This is a genomic window from Bacillus sp. FSL K6-2431, from assembly GCF_038005165.1.
GTDB classification, from domain to species: Bacteria; Bacillota; Bacilli; order Bacillales; family Bacillaceae; genus Bacillus; species Bacillus pumilus.
This window is the reverse complement of sequence record NZ_JBBOSQ010000001.1, coordinates 2,136,022-2,152,287: the sequence shown is the minus strand read 5'-3', so window position 1 is coordinate 2,152,287 and position 16,266 is coordinate 2,136,022. Positions and strand designations below refer to the sequence as shown.

The window sequence follows — 16,266 nt, the reverse complement described above, 5'->3', positions numbered from 1 at the left end:
AAAAAGGAGGCCTTTTCATGAAACATTCATTATTGCCGTCAGAAGAAAAAGTACAGTTGATTCAAGACTATCAGCCAGGCGCTTTTTTCCTTGCTTCCCCTAAACGTACAATACTTGCAGAAGGGATTTTCCAGCATATTGAAACCAATCAGCTCAATGAACTCTCCACAAGGGTAGCGCACGTATTTGACACTGCCAAACAAGCTGGTATTCAATCACCAATTATTGCTGGTGCTGTTCCGTTTGATCCGGCGCAACCCGTTCGTTTAAATGTGCCAATCCATGTACAGTTTAGTGATCCACTCGAATTTCATCAAGGTGATGAGGAATCGGAAGTGACATCGCCATCCTATGAGGTGACACCTGTCCCTTCTCCTGAAGTCTACATGAATGGTGTGAACGAAGGGTTAGCTAAAATTGAAAAAGGAGAGCTTAGCAAAATCGTCATTTCTCGATCTCTCCATCTCAAATCAAATCAAGACATTCATACGAAAGCAATACTCGAACGGCTGGCTCGTCACAATACGACTGGCTATACGTTTGCTGCAAATGTAGCTGATCCGAAATCTCCCCAAAAGCGCACACTTCTTGGGGCAAGTCCTGAGCTGCTTCTTTCAAAAACGGGTTCATCTGTGATTTCCAATCCGCTCGCTGGTTCTCGGCCGCGTAGTTCAGATCCAGTAGAAGACCAGCGCCGTCACGATGAACTCCTTACTTCAGCGAAGGATTTACACGAGCATGCAGTGGTTGTCGACGCTGTCACTAAAGCGCTTGCTCCTTACTGTCGTAAGTTAGATGTGCCTGTATCACCATCCGTCATACAAACAGAAACGATGTGGCATTTATCTACTGTCGTAAAAGGTGAATTAGTAGATTCCAGTGTATCCTCAATTGATTTAGCGCTGAGCCTTCATCCAACACCCGCAGTATGCGGAACACCTACAGCAGATGCACGTGAAGCAATCCAAGCAATTGAACCCTTCGATCGAGGATTTTTCACAGGAATGATCGGCTGGGCAGATGCAAATGGTGATGGTGATTGGATTGTCACCATTCGTTGTGCAGAAGCTGAGGGTCAATCCCTTCGCCTCTTTGCTGGTGCAGGAGTGGTCAAAGGATCTAAGGCAGAAGAAGAGCTAGCCGAAACATCTGCAAAATTTAACACGATGCTTCGTGCGATGGGCATCCATCAGCTATAAAAATACATAGGAGATGACAAAAACATGTTTGTTCAACCACCTACATGGCCAGAAGAATTTGCAAAACGCTACCGTGAAAACGGCTGTTGGCGTGGAGAAACCTTTGGCGGTATGCTTCGTGAACGCGCCGTATCGTTAAGGAATAAAACTGCGATTACATACGCTGATACGCACATGAGCTACCAAGAACTTGATGAGCGCGTCAGCAGTCTTGCCGCCGGTTTCCATCAGCTTGGAATTCAAAAGGGCAGTCGAGTTGTCGTGCAGCTTCCTAACATTCCTGCTTTTTTTGAAGTCATTTTCGCTTTATTTCGAATCGGTGCTTTACCCGTCTTCTCACTGCCATCTCATAGAAGCAGCGAAATCACTTATTTTATTGATTTTGCCGAAGCAGACGCATATGTCATACCAGATATCCATGATGGCTTTGATTATCGATCACTCGCACGTCAAGTGAAAGAAAAGCTTCCCTCATTACCTCATGTCATTGTTGCAGGGAAGGCTGAGGAATTCCTTGACTTGGATGATCTGCGCAAGGACCCAGTACTTGATCCTCAAATTCATGTAGAGGCAAGCGATATTGCATTTCTTCAGTTATCAGGAGGAAGCACAGGCCTTTCGAAGCTCATACCTCGTACACATGATGACTATATGTATAGTCTTTGGAAAAGCAATGAGGTGTGCGAGCTCACAAAAGATAGTGTGTATTTAGCTACACTTCCAGTTGCGCACAACTATCCATTAAGCTCGCCTGGAGTCCTTGGGACGTTATACGCAGGTGGAAGAGTCGTTCTTGCACCGGGATCAAGTCCTGATGTCGTCTTTCCACTCATTGAAAAAGAACGGGCAACAATTACCGCAGTCGTTCCGCCTATTGCATTGATCTGGCTAGAAGCCGCTCCACATCGATCAGATGACTTATCGAGTCTTGAGGTTTTACAAGTCGGTGGTGCTAAATTAAGCGCCGAGGCAGCAAAACGAGTGATGCCTGCCCTTGGGTGTAAGTTACAGCAAGTTTTTGGCATGGCCGAAGGTCTGGTCAACTATACCAGATTGAATGATCCTGAACATGTCATTATCCACACACAAGGACGCCCGATGTCTGAATATGATGAGGTACTAGTGGTAGATGAGGAGGACAAGCCCGTCCCGAATGAAGTGGCTGGACACCTTTTAACAAGAGGACCTTATACGATTCGCGGCTACTATAAAGCCGATGAACAAAACAAGAAAGCATTTACAGCCGATGGCTTTTACAGAACAGGTGACATCGTGCGATTAACAAAAGAAGGCAATGTGGTAGTAGAAGGCAGAGACAAGGATCAAATCAATCGTGGCGGCGAAAAGGTTGCCGCTGAAGAAGTTGAAAATCATTTACTTGCGCATCCTGACATTCATGATGCCGCCATGGTGTCCATGCCAGATCCGTTTCTTGGCGAACGCTCATGTGCCTTTGTTATTGCGAAAGGAAACAACAAGCCAGCACCACACGCCTTAAAGTCATTTCTAAGAAAACGCGGGCTCGCTGCCTATAAAATTCCCGACCGCATTGAATGGATCGATGCGTTCCCGCAAACAGGTGTAGGCAAAGTCAGTAAAAAAGCATTAAGAGAATTAGCTTCAATCCATACTGCCAACGTATAAAAAAAGAGGAGTGACAACCATGGCAATCCCTACTATTCCTGCGTATCCAATGCCAAGCATACAAGATTTACCCGAAAATAAAGTGAACTGGATCCCTGATCCGAAACGTGCTGTCCTGCTAATACATGACATGCAGCAATATTTTTTAAATGCATTTCAACAAGATACTTCACCGATCACAGAGTTAGTGCAGCATATTGAACAATTACGTGATACATGCAAAGAACTTGGCATTCCTGTCGTCTATACAGCTCAACCTGGTGACCAAGACCCGAAGGATCGTGCCTTATTAACAGATTTTTGGGGGCCTGGACTTGGTGATGATGAAGCATTGACAAAAATCATTGATCAGCTTGCTCCATCTGAAGCAGATACAATGCTGACAAAATGGCGTTATAGCGCATTCAAAAAATCCAATTTTTTAGATATTCTTCACGAAGGCGGGCGTGATCAACTGATCATTACTGGCGTATATGCACATATTGGCTGTATGCTGACAGCCGCAGAAGCATTCATGCTCGATATTGAAACCTTTTTTGTCGCCGATGCCGTCGCTGACTTTTCACTTAAGCATCACAAAATGGCAATGACCTATGCAGCTGAACGCTGTGCAGTAACCACAACGACAAGCCAAATCATTCGTCGTTTAACAGGACAGGAAGCAGACGGTGATGATCTATCCTTTGATGCTATCGTTCACCAAGTAGCTGAGTATCTCCAAATCGAGCCGAATGAAATACCGTTTGACGAGAATCTCGTCTATCTTGGACTTGATTCTATTCGAATGATGAGTCTAGCGGAAAAATGGAGACAGCAAGGAGCGACAGTCAATTTCGTTGAGCTTGCAGCTAATCCAACGCTCACGTCTTGGCGGACTCTTCTCTTCCCAGAAAAACAGCCATCTATCCCAAATATCGATTACTTGTAAAGGAGGTATAGACCCTTGTCGATCCAGTCAGTCGATTCATTCCCACTAACCGGTGCCCAATCAGGCATTTGGTATGCGCAGCAGCTTGATCCATCTAACCCTATTTTCAATACAGCTGAGTATATAGATATTAAAGGTCCTATTGATCCCGTACACTTTGAAGCAGCCATTAGAAAGACTGTCTTAGAAGCAGATTCCTTGTATATGCGCTTCGTTGAGGATACTGACGGTCCAAAGCAATGGTTGATATCTAAGAAAGAGATTCCATTTCAATCTATCAATTTACAAAATGAAAAACAGCCGCTTGATGCGGCTATAGCATGGATGAAGACAGACCTTGCAACACCAGTCTCTTTAGAGAAAGATGTATTATTCCGTGAAGTACTTTTTCAACTTGCTGACGACCGTTTTATCTGGTATCAGCGCATTCATCACATTGCCATTGATGGATTCGCCTTTTCGCTCATTGCACGTCGTGTTGCTGAGGTCTATTCAGCCCTATCGAAAGGGACACCTGTGCCTCCTCAAACATTTGAAGCCTTACTTGACGTAGTCCAAGAGGAGATCACCTATCAACAGTCCAATCGGTATGAAGATGATCGAGTTTTTTGGAAAAATCGCTTTGCTGATCAACCTGAAATTGTCAGCCTTGCTGAGCTTGCCCCAAGAACGTCGGATCATTTTATCCGCAAAACGGCTAGCTTCGATGCCGAAAAGGTAAGCAAAATGAAAAAAAATGCTCAATTTTTCGGTGGTACGTGGCATGAAATGATTCTTGCGGCATCCGCTCTATATATGCATCGTATGACTGGTGCACATGATATTGTTTTAGGATTACCTGTTATGATGCGCCTTGGATCGTGCGCCTTGCAAACACCCGGAATGGTCATGAACCTGGTACCGCTTCGTTTAACATGCAAACCAGAAATGACGCTCTCAGCACTTGTTCGCCAAGTATCTGATGAACTGAAAGCCATTCGTCCTCATCAAAGATATCGTCATGAAGACATGCGGAGAGACTTTAAACTCATCGGAAGAAATCAACGATTATTCGGCCCGCAGATCAATATCATGCCATTTGATTACGATCTCAAGTTCGATCAGAGCATTGGTCAAGCACATAATCTTTCAGCAGGCCCGGTAGATGATTTATCGATCAACATATACGACCGCGCAGATGGGAACGGATTTCAAATCGACTTTGATGCAAACCCTGCCGTTTACAAAGAGCAAACAATTGACGCTCATCAGCAGCGTTTTCTTCAATTGCTGGAGGAAATAACCGGACTAGAGCAAGATCAGACGATCAGTCAATTCAACCTTCTTTTGTCTGAAGAAAAAGAGAACATTCTCAAGCACTGGAATGATACAAAACGAGAATTACCAAAAGAATCTTTACGGGAACTATTTGAAATACAAGTCAGCAAAATACCACATGCAAAAGCATTACAGTTTGAAGAAATCACTTTGACCTACGAAGAGTTGAATCAGCGGGCAAATCAATTGGCTCATTATTTGAAAAAGCGCGGCATTGGACCAGAACAATTTGTCGCAATTGCTCTGCCTCGTTCCATCGATATGGTCGTAAGTCTATTAGCCGTTATCAAGACAGGAGCCGCCTATCTGCCAATAGACCCTGATTACCCTAACGATCGTGTCGCCTATATGCTAGAAGATGCCAAACCGGCGTGCTTGCTCACAGTCAAAGAGACAGCAGACGGTTTGGAGCATCCGCACATCGTTCAACTGGATGATTCAATTGTTCATCAGGAGATAGCAGGCAGCCCGCATCTCAATCCGACTTGGAGCGAAGGCTCCCCGCATCACCCGGCTTACACCCTCTACACGTCAGGATCGACAGGCAAACCAAAGGGTGTTGTTGTAACAAAACGAAATGTGATCAACTTTATATTGTCCATGCAAGATTCATTTTTATTAGATCAAGGGGACCAGCTTTTAGCGGTAACGACCATTGCCTTTGATATTTCCGGGCTGGAAATGTTCCTCCCGCTTTTACATGGTGCCGCTATATTATTAGCAAAAAAAGAAACGATACAAGAACCAGCAAAGCTTTCAGACATGATTCGTTCTCATCATGTCACAATCATGCAGGCAACACCAACGTTGTGGCATGCGTTAGCAGATGATTACCCTGACGTGATAACAGGTATGCGTGTTCTTGTTGGAGGAGAAGCACTCCCTGCCTCCCTTTTGCACACATTACAATCTCTTCAATGCGACATTACCAATTTGTACGGACCTACAGAAACGACGATCTGGTCTACCATGGAAAATGTCACAGCACATCGAGAGAATAGTGGACCGGCGATTGGCAAACCCATTTGGAATACGAGCATTTACATTTTAGATGAAGGACTAAACCCAGTCCCAGCAGGATCAATCGGTGAACTTTATATTGCAGGTGAAGGAGTATCCAGAGGATATCTTGGACGATATGACTTAACGGCTGAACGATTTGTCGCTGATCCATTCGGCACAAAAGGCACGAGAATGTATCGCACTGGTGATTTAGCCAGATGGCGTGAGAATGGCTCGATTGATTATATTAGCCGTGCTGATCATCAAATTAAAATTCGCGGCTTCCGTATTGAACTAGGTGAAATTGAAACAGTTATTATGCAGCACCCAGCCATAAAGCATACATCTGTTATCGTTCGGGAGGATCAACCTGGACAACAGCTGCTTTGTGCGTATGTTGTACTGACAGACGACTCTTCTCTTCACCCTTCAGAGCTTAGGCAGTTTTTGGCTGCGTTACTTCCAGACTACATGGTGCCTTCTGCTGTTGTCTTTTTGTCGGAACTTCCACTTACACCAAACGGCAAAATCGATCGCAAAGCATTGCCAGTGCCAAATATGTCTTTAGTTAGTTCTGAGCGTACACCTAGAACACCCCAAGAAGACATGTTATGTAGTTTATTTGCAGAAACCCTTGGTCTATCTCAAATTGGCATAGATGATAGTTTCTTTGATTTAGGCGGACATTCTTTACTTGCCGCTCGTCTGCTTAGACGTATACGCGATACATTCGGTGCAGACCTAAGCATGAGCACCATTTTTGAATCACCTCGAGTCGCTGAACTTGCACAGCACTTAGACAAAGCAAAGGACATTCGGCCGCCGCTGCAGGTAGAAAAAAAGCCAGATGAAATTCCATTATCCTTTGCCCAAAAACGGCTCTGGTTCCTTCATTGCCTTGAAGGTCCAAGTCCAACTTATAATATTCCACTTGTCATTCAGCTGACAGGTACATTAGATCAAAAAGCTCTCAGTGGTGCTTTAGCAGATATCACTGAAAAACATGAAACCCTTAGAACCATCTTTCCAAATAAGAACGGCATGCCAAGACAGGTTATTTTACACCCGAAAAGTGTTCAGCCTGAACTCCACGTCACAGCTTCAAGTGATCAACAAATTGATAATCAGTTAAATGAAGCCATTCGCTATAGCTTTAATATTGAAGAAGAACCTGCACTTCGAGCTGAATTATTCATACTTGATGCAAATCGATCCGTGCTGCTTTTATTGCTGCATCATATCGCTGGTGACGGCTGGTCACTTGCACCATTGACACGAGACTTAGCTGCTGCTTACGAAGCCCGTATACAAGGAAAATCAATCTCCTTGCCAGCCGAACCTGTTCAATATGCTGACTATGCTATTTGGCAGCAGAAGCTGTTGGGCAGTGAGGAAGAGACGGATAGTCTATTTGCCAAGCAGCTTACCTATTGGACAGGTGCCTTACATGACCTGCCTGAAGAACTGGAGCTTCCCTATGACTACCCGCGTCCACAGGAAGGAAGCTTCAACGGTGCTACGATCGACTTTACGATTGAGCCCGCTTTACACCAGCTGCTCCTTGAACTTGCAAAGCAGCATCAGGTGAGCTTGTTCATGGTGCTTCAAGCATCACTTGCAGCATTACTGACACGTCTTGGAGCGGGAACAGATATCCCTATTGGCAGTCCAATTGCTGGGCGGAATGACGATGCACTTGACGACATTGTGGGATTGTTTGTGAATACACTAGTATTACGTACAAATACAGCTGGTAATCCAACCTTTAGTGAGCTATTGAAGCGAGTGCGAGACGTTGACTTAGCAGCCTATGAGCATCAGGATCTGCCATTTGAACGGCTAGTGGAAATTCTAAATCCAAACCGCTCCAGATCACGCAATCCATTGTTCCAGGTCATGCTTGCCTTCCAAAATACACCGAAGGCGGAAATGAAGCTGACACAACTTGACTCAGACCTCTACGTGAAACCAGTAGGATCAGCTAAATTTGATCTGACCATCGAATTAACAGAACAAAGAACTGAAACTGGGTCAGCAGCAGGATTAACAGGATTGTTTGAATTCAGCACAGATGTATTTAAACAAAGTACCATTCAAGCAATCGCTGCCAGAATGAAGCGCTTTTTAACAGAGATAGCTGAGCGCCCACATCTGCCGATTGGTCAAGTGAACATTTTATCAGATAAAGAGCGGCAAACATTTCTACCTGACAAAAAGACATTCGCTCAGTTAGACCAAGCACTTCGTCTCCCGACCTTATTTGAAAAAACGGTGCAGCAATATCCTGATCGAGTGGCAGTAACGGATGGCAAGTGGCAGCTTACCTATGAAGAGTTAAACAACAAAGCCAATCGTCTTGCTCATTTATTAATAGAAAGAGGCGTTGGACCAGAACAGTTCGTTGCACTTGCCCTGCCTAGATCAATCGATATGCTCGTCAGCCTATTAGCCGTTCATAAAGCAGGCGCAGCCTATGTTCCGCTTGATCCTGATTATCCAGCAGACAGGCTGGCATACATGATACAAGATGCCAAACCAGTTTGCAGCATCACAACAAAAGCAGCTGCATTGCATCTCCCTGCTGATTGCGATTTGATTTTGTTAGACGAAAAAGAAACAAATGATCAATTACAGATTACGCCAAATCACAATCCGGCTGATATAGACAGAATTGAGCCGCTATCTCCTCTGCATCCGGCCTATATTATTTATACATCCGGATCTACAGGGAAACCAAAAGGAGTGGTCATCCCACACCAAAATGTCATCCGTCTTCTGACATCTACTGAACATTGGTTCCATTTCGATGAAGAGGATGTTTGGACAATGTTCCATTCGTATGCCTTTGACTTTTCAGTTTGGGAAATATGGGGGCCCCTTTTATATGGCGGTCGGCTTGTCATTGTTCCTCATACCATCTCTCGTTCTCCAGAAGAGATGCTGCAGCTTCTAGTCGATGAAGGTGTGACTGTGCTTAATCAAACACCTTCTGCCTTCTATCAGCTCATGCAGATAGACAAGGAACAACAAACACTTGGTCAAGCATTATCACTCCGCTATGTCATCTTTGGCGGTGAAGCATTAGAGCTTAGCAGATTAGAAGATTGGTACAGCCGTCACTCAGACTGCAAGCCAAAGCTAATTAACATGTACGGCATTACAGAAACCACCGTACACGTTACGTACAATGTACTCAATCGAGACATGATCGCAAAGAAATCCAGCAGCTTAATAGGCAAACCGATTCCTGATTTACACGTGTACATACTTGATGAATACCTACAGCCTGTTCCACCTGGGACGACAGGTGAAATGTATGTAGCTGGAGCTGGTTTGGCTAGAGGTTATCTAGGCAGGCCTGACCTGACATCAGATCGATTCCCTGCCGATCCTTATGGAGCATCTGGCACAAGGATGTATCGAACTGGCGACCTCGCTCGCTGGACAGAAGAAGGGGCACTTGATTACATTGGCAGAGCTGATCATCAAATTAAAATACGCGGGTTTAGAATTGAACTTGGAGAAATCGAAGCCGTTCTATCACGCCACGATGCAGTTGCACAAGTTGCAGTCATTATGCGAGAGGATCAGCCTGGCGACAAACGCTTAGTCGCATACATCGTCACAACTGAAGAAGACCGTTTCGATACAGAGACTCTTCGCCATTTTGCGTCAGCCAGTCTTCCTGATTACATGGTGCCTGCGGCTTATGTACAGATTGATACGATGCCACTTACAGCAAACGGGAAGCTTGATCAAAAATCACTACCGGCACCTCAATTGCATATACAGCAAACGGATGGCCGCGGCCCAAGAAACCCGAAAGAGGAAGTTCTATGCCACCTCTTTGAAGAGGTGCTTGATTTGCCAAAAATCAGCATTGACGATCGCTTTTTTGATATTGGCGGGCACTCATTACTTGCGGTTCGTTTAATCAGCCGCATTCGTGATGCACTTGGTGTCAAACTAAGCATCGGAACGTTGTTTGAAGCACCAAATGTTGCAAGTTTGGCAGAGAAACTAGAAACAGGAAGCGATGAAAACGCACTAGAAATCCTGCTGCCGCTACGAACAAATGGAGAAAGATATCCTCTCTTCTGTGTTCACCCAGCTGGTGGTCTTAGCTGGTGCTATGCAGGTCTCTTGAATACATTAGAGAAAGACATTCCTATTTATGGATTACAGGCAAGAGGAATCGCAAGAAAAGATGACTACCCGCACACACTAGATGATATGGCTGCGGATTACATCAAGCACATCCAAACGATTCAGCCAAAAGGTCCTTATCATCTTCTTGGCTGGTCACTAGGCGGAAACGTTGTACAGGCAATGGCTACACAGCTCCAGCAGCAAGGTGAAGAAATCGCTCTCGTTGCGATGCTAGATGCCTATCCAAACCATTTCTTACCGATTAAAGAAGCACCCGATGAAGAAGAAGCACTAATCGCTCTTCTTGCACTCGGGGGTTATGATCCAGATACCTTAACAGGTGAACCGCTCACGATGAAAAGTGCTGTCGACATCTTGAAGAAAGACGGCAGTGCACTAGCAAGCTTAAATGAAGATGCCATTAGAAATCTAAAGGAAACCTATGTCAATTCAGTTCGATTGCTCGGAGAATATCAGCCAAAAACTTATCATGGGGACATATTATTCTTTAGATCTACCATTATCCCAGATTGGTTTACACCAATTGATCCCGAAGCATGGGCACCTTATATCAACGGAACCATTGAACAGCACGACATTCATTGCCGGCACAAAGACATGTGCCAGCCTAAACCCCTAGCAGAAATTGGTGTCATCTTAGACAACTCTCTGCATCGGGTCAAACAAAAGCACTAAGAATAAAGGAGAGATGACAAATGACAAATCCCTTTGATCGTGAAGACGGTGTATTTCTTGTGCTTGTCAATGAACAAGGACAGCATTCACTTTGGCCATCATTTGCACCAGTGCCAGATGGGTGGGAAAAGGTCTTTGGTGAAGACACTAGAAATGCCTGCATCGATTATATCCAGACACACTGGCAGGACTTACGGCCATTAAGCTTAACAAAAGAACCTGCGCTAGCACATGGAAAAACAGACTAAATCATCGCGCCCTGATCTGACTCAGGGTGCTTTTTTGACAGAATAAACATCACCATCTTTCCAGCTCTTTCTGCTACAATTTAATTGAGAATGTTTATCAATCAATAAAAGATCAGGTGGTTTTATGGGAAATAATCAATTACGTACAATGGCAAAGGCAGAACAATTCATCTATCGATTGACATTTGCTGAAAAAATAAAGAATGCAGAGCTTCCGCATAAGGAGCAGCAATTATCAGATACATTTTGCCTCCTCGTTAGCATAAGCAGCAGCGGCTTACTCACGCTGAACGATCAAAAATGGCGATTGAAAAATCTAACGCTCTATACAATTCTGTCTGATGAGACATTTATGTTAAAAACAAAGCCTTATCAAAAACACGAGCTCTATCTGCTTCGCTTTCAAATGTACACGCCGCAAGGTCAACACATAGAAGAAGTATCAACTGAACATGCCCGGTCTTTACTGAATGTATGGCAATTTATCGATATTAGCTCAATTGAACAAATTCATTCTTTACTGTCCGAAATGACAGAGGAATGGAAAAGACATGAATCCGTTAGCTTTTTTAGAAGCCAAACCCTTTTTCAACAGCTCATCCTGCAGCTTTTCACACTGCATAATGAAGATATTTGTGACACGACACATGCCCTTTTCAAAACAAAACAATATATTGATCAACATTCCGAAGAACCCCTCAGCCTTACAAGTCTATCTCAAATGGCTGGCATCAGCGCCAATCATTACAGTGAGCTATTTAAAAAGCATTTTAATGTGAGTGTCACTGATTATATCACCAAGAAAAGGATGGCTAGAGCCAAACAGCTAATGGCAAAAGGCAACGCAAAGCTCAAAGACATTGCACTGGAAATCGGCTATCAAGATCCCTATTACTTTAGCCGCATCTTTAAGAAAAAAACGGGCATGACCCCTTCTACTTATATGAAAAGCCGTCAGCGGAAAATTGCAGCCTATGGCCATTCCATACTCGGTCAGCTCACACCCATTCATATCATCCCGTATGCTGCCCCTCTTCACCCTAAATGGACAGCACATGATTTTGAGCATCATGCAGAAGAAATCCCGATTCACCTGAGTGCACATCGGATCAATGAGCACGCTGAAGCCAATTTACAGCAATTAAAGGAAACAAAACCTGAGCTGATCATTGCCAATGATCATGTGACAGAGGAAGAAAAACAAGTGTTGAAAACCATCTGTCCTGTTCACTTTGTTCCATTCACCCATTTGGATTGGCGCACTCAATTCAGACAAACAGCTATGTTCCTAAACGAAGCGAAGGAAGCAGAAGAATGGTTGATTCATTATGAGGAGCTCGTCATTCAGGCGAAAAAGAAATGCCTTTTTAATCATTCACCAAAAACCGTCCTGCCTCTTCGTATCTTTCAAGATCAACTCTACTTGTCTGTAAATCGCACCATGTCAGAAGTGATTTTTCATGATATTGGTCTTCTGCCAGCTTTTCAGAATGATGGACAGCTAATAGAAAAGAAAATCACCATTCGCTTCATACAACAGCTAGATCCAGACGCCATCTTCCTCTACTTGCATAAGGAGCCAAAAACCCTTGCTTTTTATCAAAAGTTAAAGCAACAGGAAGATTGGCAAAATCTCAAAGCTGTGACGCAACAAGCAGTCTATCCACTAGCATCTGACCCTTGGCGTGAATACACAGCAGCCAGTCATAAACGAGTCATTCAGGACCTTTTATCTTTTTTTCCGTAAAAAGTCCATCATTTGAAAGAGAATTGTCTATGGATAAAAGGACAAAAGCCTAATACAATCTTTAATTGAGAACAATTATCAGTTAAAGGAGAAAACAAATGAAAAAATGGTTAGCATTGCTTATCCTTTGTATCATGACGATCACCACAGCTGCCTGTGGTGCTGCAGAAAATAAACCTGCTTCAAACACAACCAAAAGCAAGTCAGCTGAAATAGCAGAAACAAACATCAATTACTTAGATCAAACGTACAAACTCAAAACGCCAGTGAAACGAATTGTCATTGCTGGAAGCCTAGAATCAATGGAAGATGCCAAATTACTTAATATCGAGCCTATTGGTGCTTCTACAGTAGGCGGCACATTCCCTGAATTATTTAAAGACATCACAGCGAAAACAGAAGGCATCGGTGAAAAAACAGAACCGAATCTAGAAAAAATCTTAAAACTAAAACCAGACGTGATACTCGGATCAACAAAGTTTCCACCTGCAACAATTAAAAAATTGGATAAAGTCCAAACAACGATCCCAGTATCCCATGTCTCTTCTGACTGGGAAAGCAATCTTTTATTGCTCGGTACACTTACTGGAAAAAGTGAAGAAGCGAAAAACATCATTTCTGATTATCAGAAAGACCTCAAACAAGCGAAAGAAACCCTGAAAGACAAAAGCAGCAACAAAACAGCTGTCATTTTACGCATTAGACAAGGCGACCTGTACGTGTACCCTGAAGACGTATACTTCAACTCTACCTTATATGGGGACTTAGGATTTACAGCACCAAGTGATATCAAAAAAGCCAAAGCACAAGCATTGATTTCATTGGAGCGCCTAGGCGAACTCAATCCTGACTATATTTTCGTTCAGTTCTCTAAAGAGGAAAACTCATCGAAACCTAACGCATTAAAGGACTTAGAGGAAAATAAAATTTGGACAAGCCTAAAAGCTGTGAAAAATGGGCACATCAATGAAAATGTCGTTGATCCTATGCTTCAAGGAGGAACTGCACTAAGCAAAACAACCTTCCTTGATAAGGCCGTCAAATGGTTAGAGAAAAACAACTAAAAAAAGAAGACAAAGGGTTAATGTTTAGCCCTATGTCTTCTTTTCAGCTTATTTGAGAATCTTGAGGAGTGAATACATATGAACGGAACGTTTCTATATGACGAGTTTAACGGGCGTCAGCTTGATATTTACGTTCCACAGGACACCTCTATTAATGTTCCAGCTGTCTTTGTACAAGATGGCTCTTCTTTGTTTAGAACACACCTGATAGAGATCGAAAGACTGATCGAAGCCAAAACCATCTCTCCAATCATCATTGTCGGCATACACCCCTTCAATCGACTTGACGAGTATACACCATGGAAGGCGTCATCACTGCACTCTGGGTTTCCTGACTTTAAAGGCGAGGCACAGACGTATGTGTCATTTTTAGCGAATGACTTGCTCCCATATATCAAAAGAAAATATCCAGTCAAACAGACCTTTCATGAACATAGTCACATAGGTGCTTCATTAGGTGGGCTATTTGCAATTTATACTTTATTGATGTACCCTGCTCTTTTTAAAAACATCGCATCTATCTCTGGGTCATTTTGGTATCAAGATTTTCTGCCGTTTGCTAAACAACAAAGCATTCAGTATGTGGATCACCTGATTTATTTGTCTGTGGGCAGTGAAGAAGGTAAAGGCAAAACATCTGCTCAACAGCATATGCCTTTATTCAATAAACAACTACATGATCTTTTATTACAGAAAGGGATGCAGGAATGGCAGCTGCACTATCACATCGAACAAGGGGAGGGCCATCATCTGAAACAATTTCAAAAAAATTTCTTATCAGCCCTAAAGTGGTTTTATCAAAGAGAACTCTAATTTTTTATCTGCATGGCACAAAGCCGATATGATATATTGGAACCTATAGATTGAAAGAGGAGGGATTTGCGTATGAGACCATTACAAATCTCAGCCGATACGGCACAAAAACTTGCGGCATCACTTAATGTACCCATTGAACAAATCATGCATATGCCGCAGCATATCTTAATCGCTAAACTAGCAGAACTTGAACAGAAGAAAGATCGTTCTTCTTAAAGAAATAAAGGAGCTTACATTCATGGAACAACAACTAGAACAATCAACATTACATCCCCGCAGCAAGGGACAAACCATCCTGCTGATTGCTGGGATTTTACTTATTGCATTTAACCTGCGGCCTGCCATTACGTCCGTGGGACCTCTCATCGGCGCCATTCGTTCCGATTTGCAGCTTTCAAATGGACTTGCGGGTTTTCTCACCACTTTACCACTGCTCTCATTCGCATTGCTTTCTCCAATTGCACCTAAAATCGGAAAGCGTCTTGGCAATGAACGAACCCTTTGGCTTGGGCTTGCTGTCCTTCTATTTGGGATTGTGATTCGCTCGTTTGGCTCGATCACCTTCTTAATGGTGGGAACCGCGCTTGTCGGTGTCGGGATTGCGATATGTAATGTGCTTTTACCAGGGCTTGTGAAGCATAAATTTCCTGCACATGCTGGTTTGATGACGAGCGTGTATACGACTTCGATGTCCGTCTTTGCGGCACTTGCATCAGGTGTCAGTGTTCCGCTCAGCCATGCAATGCCTGGCGGCTGGAATACTTCATTCCTCGTATGGGCTGGCCTTGCACTTCTCGCGATGATGGTCTGGGCGCCGCAGCTTCTTCATCAGAACACAGCGGCCGTCAAAAGCATTTCGCTCACAGAGCAGCCGATATGGCGTTCGCGTGTCGCATGGCAGGTGACCTTTTTTATGGGCTTGCAGTCATTCCTTTTTTATAGCAGCATCGCCTGGTTTCCTGATATTTTAACATCACATGGAATGAACCTGTCGACAGCCGGCTGGATGCTGTCCATTATGCAGTTTGCTGGGCTGCCATCCACCTTTTTAACGCCTGTTTTCGCGGAAAAATTAAAAACACAAAGACCGCTTGTCTTGGGCCTTGTCCTTATGTATTTACTTGGCATGATTGGGCTTCTTCTCGGAGGATCGACGCCTATTCTTGTGATCTCTGTTTTATTGATCGGCATTGGACAAGGTGCCAGCATCAGTCTGGCGCTCACTTTTATCGGATTACGGACGACCAATATGGAGCAAGCCGCTGCCCTTTCCGGAATGGCGCAGTCTCTCGGTTATTTATTAGCCGCCGTTGGTCCTTTCATGATCGGTATCCTTTTTGATCTCACACATACATGGACGCCATCCATTATCATCTTTATCATCATCCTATTTTTCATGTTTATATCCGGTATGCGAGCCGGACGAAGCGTCTATATTTCAGATCCATCATAAAAA

General features: G+C 43.8%; 10 protein-coding genes. All 10 read left to right on the top strand.

Features of this window, described 5'->3' with window-relative positions; translation table 11 throughout:
* Window positions 1–17: 17 nt before the first annotated feature.
* Window positions 18–1,199, top strand: coding sequence for an isochorismate synthase DhbC (gene dhbC / locus MHH40_RS10705; RefSeq protein WP_340901058.1), 1,182 nt, complete (start codon window positions 18–20; stop codon window positions 1,197–1,199).
* Window positions 1,200–1,223: 24 nt separating this feature from the next.
* Complete coding sequence (locus MHH40_RS10700) at window positions 1,224–2,843, top strand: (2,3-dihydroxybenzoyl)adenylate synthase (protein ID WP_340901056.1); 1,620 nt, start codon at window positions 1,224–1,226, stop codon at window positions 2,841–2,843.
* 19 nt (window positions 2,844–2,862) lie between these two features.
* Window positions 2,863–3,771 carry an isochorismatase family protein gene (locus MHH40_RS10695; protein WP_212046514.1) on the top strand — a complete coding sequence of 303 codons (909 nt, stop codon included), beginning with the start codon at window positions 2,863–2,865 and terminating at the stop codon, window positions 3,769–3,771.
* A 15-nt stretch (window positions 3,772–3,786) separates the two neighbouring features.
* Window positions 3,787–10,935, top strand: coding sequence for an amino acid adenylation domain-containing protein (locus MHH40_RS10690; protein ID WP_340901055.1), 7,149 nt, complete (start codon window positions 3,787–3,789; stop codon window positions 10,933–10,935).
* A 20-nt stretch (window positions 10,936–10,955) separates the two neighbouring features.
* The gene (locus MHH40_RS10685; RefSeq protein ID WP_003215360.1) at window positions 10,956–11,183 is read left to right on the top strand and encodes an MbtH family protein; all 228 of its coding nucleotides are present in this window, start codon (window positions 10,956–10,958) and stop codon (window positions 11,181–11,183) included.
* Window positions 11,184–11,307: 124 nt separating this feature from the next.
* On the top strand, window positions 11,308–12,930 hold the full coding sequence (locus MHH40_RS10680) for an AraC family transcriptional regulator (protein ID WP_340901054.1): 1,623 nt from the start codon (window positions 11,308–11,310) through the stop codon (window positions 12,928–12,930).
* A gap of 98 nt (window positions 12,931–13,028) precedes the next feature.
* Window positions 13,029–13,994: an ABC transporter substrate-binding protein gene (locus MHH40_RS10675; RefSeq protein WP_003215121.1), complete on the top strand. Its 966-nt coding sequence runs from the start codon at window positions 13,029–13,031 to the stop codon at window positions 13,992–13,994.
* A 78-nt stretch (window positions 13,995–14,072) separates the two neighbouring features.
* Entirely contained in the window at window positions 14,073–14,807 is a 735-nt protein-coding gene (locus tag MHH40_RS10670; RefSeq protein WP_050944662.1) for an alpha/beta hydrolase, read from the top strand.
* Between the two features lie 72 nt (window positions 14,808–14,879).
* Window positions 14,880–15,026, top strand: a complete 147-nt coding sequence (locus MHH40_RS10665) for a YycC family protein (protein WP_003214589.1) — start codon at window positions 14,880–14,882, stop codon at window positions 15,024–15,026.
* A gap of 22 nt (window positions 15,027–15,048) precedes the next feature.
* A complete protein-coding gene (locus tag MHH40_RS10660; protein ID WP_050944663.1) occupies window positions 15,049–16,263 on the top strand; it encodes a CynX/NimT family MFS transporter in 1,215 nt (404 codons plus the stop codon).
* Window positions 16,264–16,266 lie beyond the last annotated feature (3 nt).

Excerpts from the sequence above, each read along its gene's own strand:
- dhbC (WP_340901058.1), top strand. The coding sequence starts at position 18 with ATGAAACATTCATTATTGCCGTCAGAAGAAAAAGTACAGTTGATTCAA.
- MHH40_RS10700 (WP_340901056.1), top strand. The coding sequence starts at position 1,224 with ATGTTTGTTCAACCACCTACATGGCCAGAAGAATTTGCAAAACGCTAC.
- MHH40_RS10695 (WP_212046514.1), top strand. The coding sequence starts at position 2,863 with ATGGCAATCCCTACTATTCCTGCGTATCCAATGCCAAGCATACAAGAT.
- MHH40_RS10685 (WP_003215360.1), top strand. The coding sequence starts at position 10,956 with ATGACAAATCCCTTTGATCGTGAAGACGGTGTATTTCTTGTGCTTGTC.
- MHH40_RS10680 (WP_340901054.1), top strand. The coding sequence starts at position 11,308 with ATGGGAAATAATCAATTACGTACAATGGCAAAGGCAGAACAATTCATC.
- MHH40_RS10675 (WP_003215121.1), top strand. The coding sequence starts at position 13,029 with ATGAAAAAATGGTTAGCATTGCTTATCCTTTGTATCATGACGATCACC.
- MHH40_RS10670 (WP_050944662.1), top strand. The coding sequence starts at position 14,073 with ATGAACGGAACGTTTCTATATGACGAGTTTAACGGGCGTCAGCTTGAT.
- MHH40_RS10665 (WP_003214589.1), top strand. The coding sequence starts at position 14,880 with ATGAGACCATTACAAATCTCAGCCGATACGGCACAAAAACTTGCGGCA.
- MHH40_RS10660 (WP_050944663.1), top strand. The coding sequence starts at position 15,049 with ATGGAACAACAACTAGAACAATCAACATTACATCCCCGCAGCAAGGGA.